This is a genomic window from Microcystis sp. M_QC_C_20170808_M3Col (genome assembly GCF_007095505.1).
Taxonomy (GTDB): domain Bacteria; phylum Cyanobacteriota; class Cyanobacteriia; order Cyanobacteriales; family Microcystaceae; genus Microcystis.
The window spans coordinates 1-5,700 of the sequence record NZ_SFBY01000299.1 but is presented as its reverse complement, the minus strand read 5'-3'; the positions used below and the strand labels follow the sequence as shown (position 1 = coordinate 5,700).

Annotated in this window: 5 protein-coding genes and 1 CRISPR repeat array; of the genes, 2 read left to right on the top strand and 3 right to left on the bottom strand. The window is 41.9% G+C overall.

Features of this window, described 5'->3' with window-relative positions:
• Positions 1–183: 183 nt before the first annotated feature.
• Positions 184–1,134 carry an undecaprenyl-diphosphate phosphatase gene (locus tag EWV84_RS13495; protein WP_416361015.1) on the bottom strand — a complete coding sequence of 317 codons (951 nt, stop codon included), beginning with the start codon at positions 1,132–1,134 and terminating at the stop codon, positions 184–186.
• Between the two features lie 260 nt (positions 1,135–1,394).
• Here EWV84_RS13495 and EWV84_RS13490 point away from each other — a divergent pair, with 260 nt between their 5' ends.
• Together EWV84_RS13490 and dps are read left to right on the top strand one after the other, a co-directional pair.
• Positions 1,395–2,126, top strand: a complete 732-nt coding sequence (locus EWV84_RS13490; RefSeq protein WP_287078392.1) for a glutathione peroxidase — start codon at positions 1,395–1,397, stop codon at positions 2,124–2,126.
• Positions 2,127–2,320: 194 nt separating this feature from the next.
• Complete coding sequence (gene dps, locus EWV84_RS13485) at positions 2,321–2,854, top strand: DNA starvation/stationary phase protection protein Dps (RefSeq protein WP_287078391.1); 534 nt, start codon at positions 2,321–2,323, stop codon at positions 2,852–2,854.
• 32 nt (positions 2,855–2,886) lie between these two features.
• On the opposite strand, the gene EWV84_RS13480 is transcribed toward dps, so the two are convergent.
• A complete protein-coding gene (locus EWV84_RS13480; protein WP_287078389.1) occupies positions 2,887–4,170 on the bottom strand; it encodes a protein kinase domain-containing protein in 1,284 nt (427 codons plus the stop codon).
• A 432-nt stretch (positions 4,171–4,602) separates the two neighbouring features.
• A CRISPR array of direct repeats spans positions 4,603–5,179; the repeat unit is 36 nt; unit sequence GTTTCCAACTAATCCTATTTGACCTAATAGGTAAGG.
• Positions 5,180–5,401: 222 nt separating this feature from the next.
• On the bottom strand, positions 5,402–5,551 hold the full coding sequence (locus EWV84_RS13475; protein ID WP_002779042.1) for a CRISPR-associated endonuclease Cas2: 150 nt from the start codon (positions 5,549–5,551) through the stop codon (positions 5,402–5,404).
• Positions 5,552–5,700 lie beyond the last annotated feature (149 nt).

Below are 5,700 nucleotides of genomic sequence, written 5' to 3'. Positions count from 1 at the left end.
ATCAAAAAGTACCAGGCATGGGAGTGATCAGGGGGAAAATTCAGGTACTTTTTCCCTGAAAATTAGGTAGTTGACCACCTGAAAATCGGTAAAACCCATCCCCCATCCCCCATCCCCCATCCCCCAACCCCCAACCCCCACCGAAAAACTTTTTCAGCAGACCCTAATTAGAATGCCAAAAGATCAGGAAAAACGCCCCAAGGCCACACCAATCAGGATAGTAACCCCGAAAAAGAGACGATACCAGACAAACACCCAGGTACTCTGTTTTTTGAGATAATCTAATAACCAGGCGATCGAAAGATAGGAAAATATCGCCGAGGAAATTACCCCAATAGCGAGGGGAATTAATTCACTGGTGTTAATCTGGTCGAGAACTCCTTTAAATTCCACTAAACCGGCTAAAGTTATCGCCGGAATCCCCAAAAGAAAGGAAAATCGCGCCGCTACTGCCCTTTCTAATCCCATGAATAACCCGGCAGTTAAGGTGGACCCAGAACGAGATACACCCGGTATGAGGGCTAAAGCTTGGGCTAATCCCATTAAAACCCCGTCTTTTTGTCGCAAAGTCTCAAAACTGCGTTTATGTTTCCCGATTTTTTCGGCTGTAGCTAAGAGTAAAGACATGACTATAGAGGCACAGGCGATCGCTGTCATGCTTCTCAGGGGGGAATTATCTAAATCGGGAATGAAAAGTTTCATTAACAAACCGAAGAAAACGATCGGAATTGTGCCTAGGATAATCCCCAGGGCTAAACGAAAATCCTGGGAACGATAATCGGAACTAGCCACCGCTTTCACCATTCCCGTGGATATTTGCCTTAAATCCTGCCAAAAATAGGACAATACCGCCGCAATACTGCCCAATTGAATCACTGCTGTATAGGTGACACCGGGATCTCCCCAACCCAAAAAGACGGGAATCGCTTTTAAATGAGCGGTACTACTAATCGGTAAAAATTCCGTCACTCCCTGCACAAATCCCAAAAAAATCGCCTGTAACCAGTCAATTTTGGCTAGAGGAATCCTATTCGTGGTTGATTGGGCAATGGCAGCGGGTGTAATCGCCAAAATCACTGTTATTATCGCTATTCCTAGCCATTTATAGCTTTTTTTCAGTAAGGAAAACATCATTTTTCAGTAAAAAAAGGGGTTGGGTGTAGGGTGTGGGGTGTGGGGAGACCACTTCGTGCGCGTTGCGGGGGGAGATGGGGAAATTAACTAATCAATATTACTGCCTTTTGTCTATGTCCCATTCTCCTGTCTCGGAGTCTCCTGTCTCCTATCTCCTGATTTAAGCATAAATACTTGTTGACAACTCATAGTCGTTATGAGTACACTTAATTTAGACAAACTCAAAATGAGTACGACTTAGCAATTAGGAGTTGACGATTATGCTACCAAACCGAGAAGGCCAGAGAGTTCCCGATGTCACCTTTCCCGTGCGTCAAAATAATCAATGGGTGAACATCACCAGCGAGGAATTATTCAAAGGAAAAACCGTTGTTCTTTTTGCCTTACCGGGGGCATTCACTCCCACCTGTTCCACCTCCCATTTACCCGGATATAACGAATTAGCCCCAGTTTTTCGGGAAAATGGCGTAGATACTATTGTTTGCTTGTCGGTAAATGATACCTTTGTCATGAACGAGTGGGCAAAAGACCAAGAATGTGATAATGTCCTCTTGATTCCCGACGGAAACGGCGAATTTAGCGCAGGAATGGGGATGTTAGTCGATAAAGCTGACTTAGGTTTCGGTAAACGTTCTTGGCGCTATTCGATGCTAGTCAAAGATGGTGTTATCGAGAAAATGTTCATTGAACCGGAAGAACCGGGAGATCCTTTCCAAGTCTCCGATGCAGAAACGATGTTACACTACATCAACCCATCCGCCAAAAAACCGCCTTTAGTCTCTCTTTTCTCGAAAGTCGGCTGTCCCTACTGCCTCCGGGCCAAGAAAATGCTAGAAGAAAAAGGCCTACAATACGAGGAAATTATCCTCGGACGCGATGCCACCAGTCGTTCTCTGCGGGCCATGAGTGGCAATACCACCACCCCACAAGTCTTCATTGACGGCCAGTTAATTGGCGGTTCGGAAGAATTAACGGCTTATTTAGGAGCATAATCAATTATCAGCTAGACAAAGGACTAGGCATTAAGTTGAGGACATTCTTAAATTTTGGCACTGATTCACAGCTTACTGTTGCCTGTCCCTGTTACAAAGGCGCAGGACTTGCACCCATAATGTAAACATGGTGAACATTTTTCAGCCAATGTCCAAGAGAGCCTTTTTTGTTTTTCAATTCAAGGAGAAAGATTATGGTAGCCACTCCAGTCAAAACCAAAACTACGGGACAATACTACCCCACCCGCATCGATTTAGCATTAGATATCCGCAAAGCTGTTGTGGAAATCTTAAGCCAAACCCTTGCCGCTAGTTTAGACCTAAAAACTCAGGTTAAACAAGCCCACTGGAATGTAAAAGGTTTAAATTTCTACCAATTGCACAGCCTATTCGACGAAATGGCCACGGAATTAGAAGGCTATGGTGACATGGTAGCAGAACGGATTACCGCTTTAGGTGGAACCGCTTTGGGAACAGCGCGCATCGCTGCCGCTAACTCGATTCTGCCAGAATATCCGGCTGATATCGTCGATGGTAGTGAACATATCGTTGCTTTAGCCGAACGTTATGCTTTATACGCTTCCCATCTTCGTTCTGCTATTGATACCACCGGCAATCAAGGGGATGCCGACACAGCAGATCTCTATACGGAAATCTCCCGGGACATCGATAAACGTCTCTGGTTCCTAGAAGCGCATCTGATTAAATCGGAAGATGTTATCAGATAAATTTGGGGTGTGTTAACTTAGCTTAATACACCTTAAATTCTCGTAATCGGTAAACGTAGCCAATCGCTTAACTGTTGTGCCAACCAATCTAATTCGGCTTCGCTAACATCTTCACTAGCAGTGATAATATATTCTCGATGGTTGGCAATGAGAACCAGACAAGGAGGAATAATATTAACATTTTCTCCCTGCATAGTGACAGTAACATTGCGACGAATAAGACTAGAGATTTCGGAACTAGCAGCATCGGCAGTTAGTTTAAATTTTAGCCCCCAGAGTTTTTGGTAGAGAGAAACTTTTTTGGGGGTAATTTTTAACTCTAGTTCTCCCTGCCAAAAAGATTTCCATAACTGCCAAGATAAACTAGAGGAGATTAAATTGAGCAGAAAAATTAGGATAATCGGGATTAAAAAAGCGACCAGTTTGAGATCATAAATAGCGACTATGGTTAAGAGAATGATGGTAAAAAATAGGGATGGTAAAAACTGTCTTAACTGGGTTTTGAGATTATTGAAAAACTTTTGTTTGGTTTTACTAGCGATTTTTATTTGCAGGAGATTATCTTTTTTATAAACAGTAACTTCGCTGCCGTAGGGTTTGGTCAGATTGCCAATAGATACTAGGATCAATTGACAACTATATAAGCTGGCTAAAGCTTCTGTCACCGAACGAAAATGAGAGTCTGGGGAGGAGTTTGATAATCTTTTTAACCAATAGATGAAAAAAGCACTTAGATTAGTTTTTTGCTCAAAGTTTTCGGGTATGTAACGATGCTTAACCCCCGTGGCTAAACTAATCAAAGTTTTGCCTATATCCTGTAAGTCTCTGGTGGGAGAATCGGAATCAAAGGCAAAATCAACTAGATAAAAACGATGGGACTGGGTATCAAAGAGGATATTACTAAGTTTTATATTGCCGTGGTTAAGGGGTACATCCTGCTGATGGAGATAGGAGAGAATCTCCAAAAGATATTTGGCAATTTGTTTTAGATCTTGTTCGGCTAACAAATAACTGGAGCTAACATAGTTTTCTAAAGGTTGCGCTGATAAATAAGGCCGGACAATAGCGATGATTTGTTCTTGGGATGAATCTATCTCAAAGCTATCGAGATATTTCGGGAGAGATGGGTGGGAGAGTTGTCGCAATAGGGCAATTTTACCAGTTATTTCTCCGATAAACTGACTCCCTTGCCCCCTAGGAACAGAAATAAGTTTAATGATAACTAACTCGTTGGTGTGTCTGTCCCTAGCTAAGATAGTTTTTTTTCCCAGTAACTGTTGGACTTGATAACGACTATGGAGAACTCGATCGAGCATGGGGGAGGATGGAGTAAGTAGTATCTCTAGGATAGCTCACTCTGGAAACTATAGCCCCCATCTTTAGCATCCTTTTAATATTTTAACAATTGATTAAAAATTGCCGCTTTACCTAGAAAGAATTGCTAGTCCAGTCCTATTTGAGTTATTTTAATTATCTATTCGCCAAGGCTGCCGGCAAGGGGAGAGCAAAAGGGAACCGTGAGCATTTCTAAGACTGCCATGACTTTTTCTTGTTAGTTAATTGCCTAGGAATCCTAACGGATTGCTGAACATATTACTGTCTTAACCATGGTTTCAGTTTTAGCGAACACTCACGCCTAATTGTAGCATTTTTATCGATTTTTGTCAAGATATATTTGACATTTTTTTATCTTATTTATTTGACAGAATTTATTAGAAAAAGGGTTTCTAAAAGAAACCCTTTTTCTGCCTTTCAACTAATCCTATTTGACCTAATAGGTAAGGCTGAATGGTGTGGTTGTCATTGGCAGCGCGGTGATAGATAGGGTTTCCAACTAATCCTATTTGACCTAATAGGTAAGGGAGTTCTGGGGAAATGACGCATCTTTCTTGGGGGAGTACTCGTTTCCAACTAATCCTATTTGACCTAATAGGTAAGGAAAAGTATTCCTAAACATAAACATTGTAGCAGATGTTGTAAGTTTCCAACTAATCCTATTTGACCTAATAGGTAAGGTCTTGGCGGAAAAGCTGCGATTCAGAAGTATCAGTTAACTCAAGGGTTTCCAACTAATCCTATTTGACCTAATAGGTAAGGCAAAAACTCAAAAGGAAACGGATGTCTTGGATGTTTTCTTATGTTTCCAACTAATCCTATTTGACCTAATAGGTAAGGCGCAAGAAAATGACAGGAGAGAAAATTCAATTTGATGCTCGTTTCCAACTAATCCTATTTGACCTAATAGGTAAGGGTTTCACAATGATCGTTTTTAAACAAGGTCAGGGTTTAGTTTCCAACTAATCCTATTTGACCTAATAGGTAAGGAGTACCCCTTGGAAAGCCTTATCGAGAGGGGAAGACAGACACCCAAATCGACGCACCTGCAATCCATAGGGTAAAAAAGTGGTAGTGGGGGGGGTAAAAGTCCCGATACCAAAGGGTAGAACCCTGACTGGGAGAGCAATCGACACACCTCAACCAGAGAATCGGGGTTTTGGGAGTCGGGGAGAGACTGCATCGATTTTCAGCCAAGAGTTCTTGGACAAGCTAGATGATATAGACAGTTGGGGGTGGTTGAGGAGGAGAACCTCCCATCACCAACACCCTAGAGACAGCTTCTTCGGAAATCCCATAGAAGCGTACATCATCCTCTTGAGGATTGACCCTTTCTACTACTTTAGCGTACAGTTTCCGCATCTCGATGTTTAATTAATTTTGCTTAACTAATTAGGGTTTGCGGCAAAAAGTTATTGAAAAGTACAGGTCTCTTAATCAATGATTTCACTTAGCTACAAGCATAAGCTTTAGTTGTTGATTAGTTTCTAAGTCATAACTTATTGTCATCA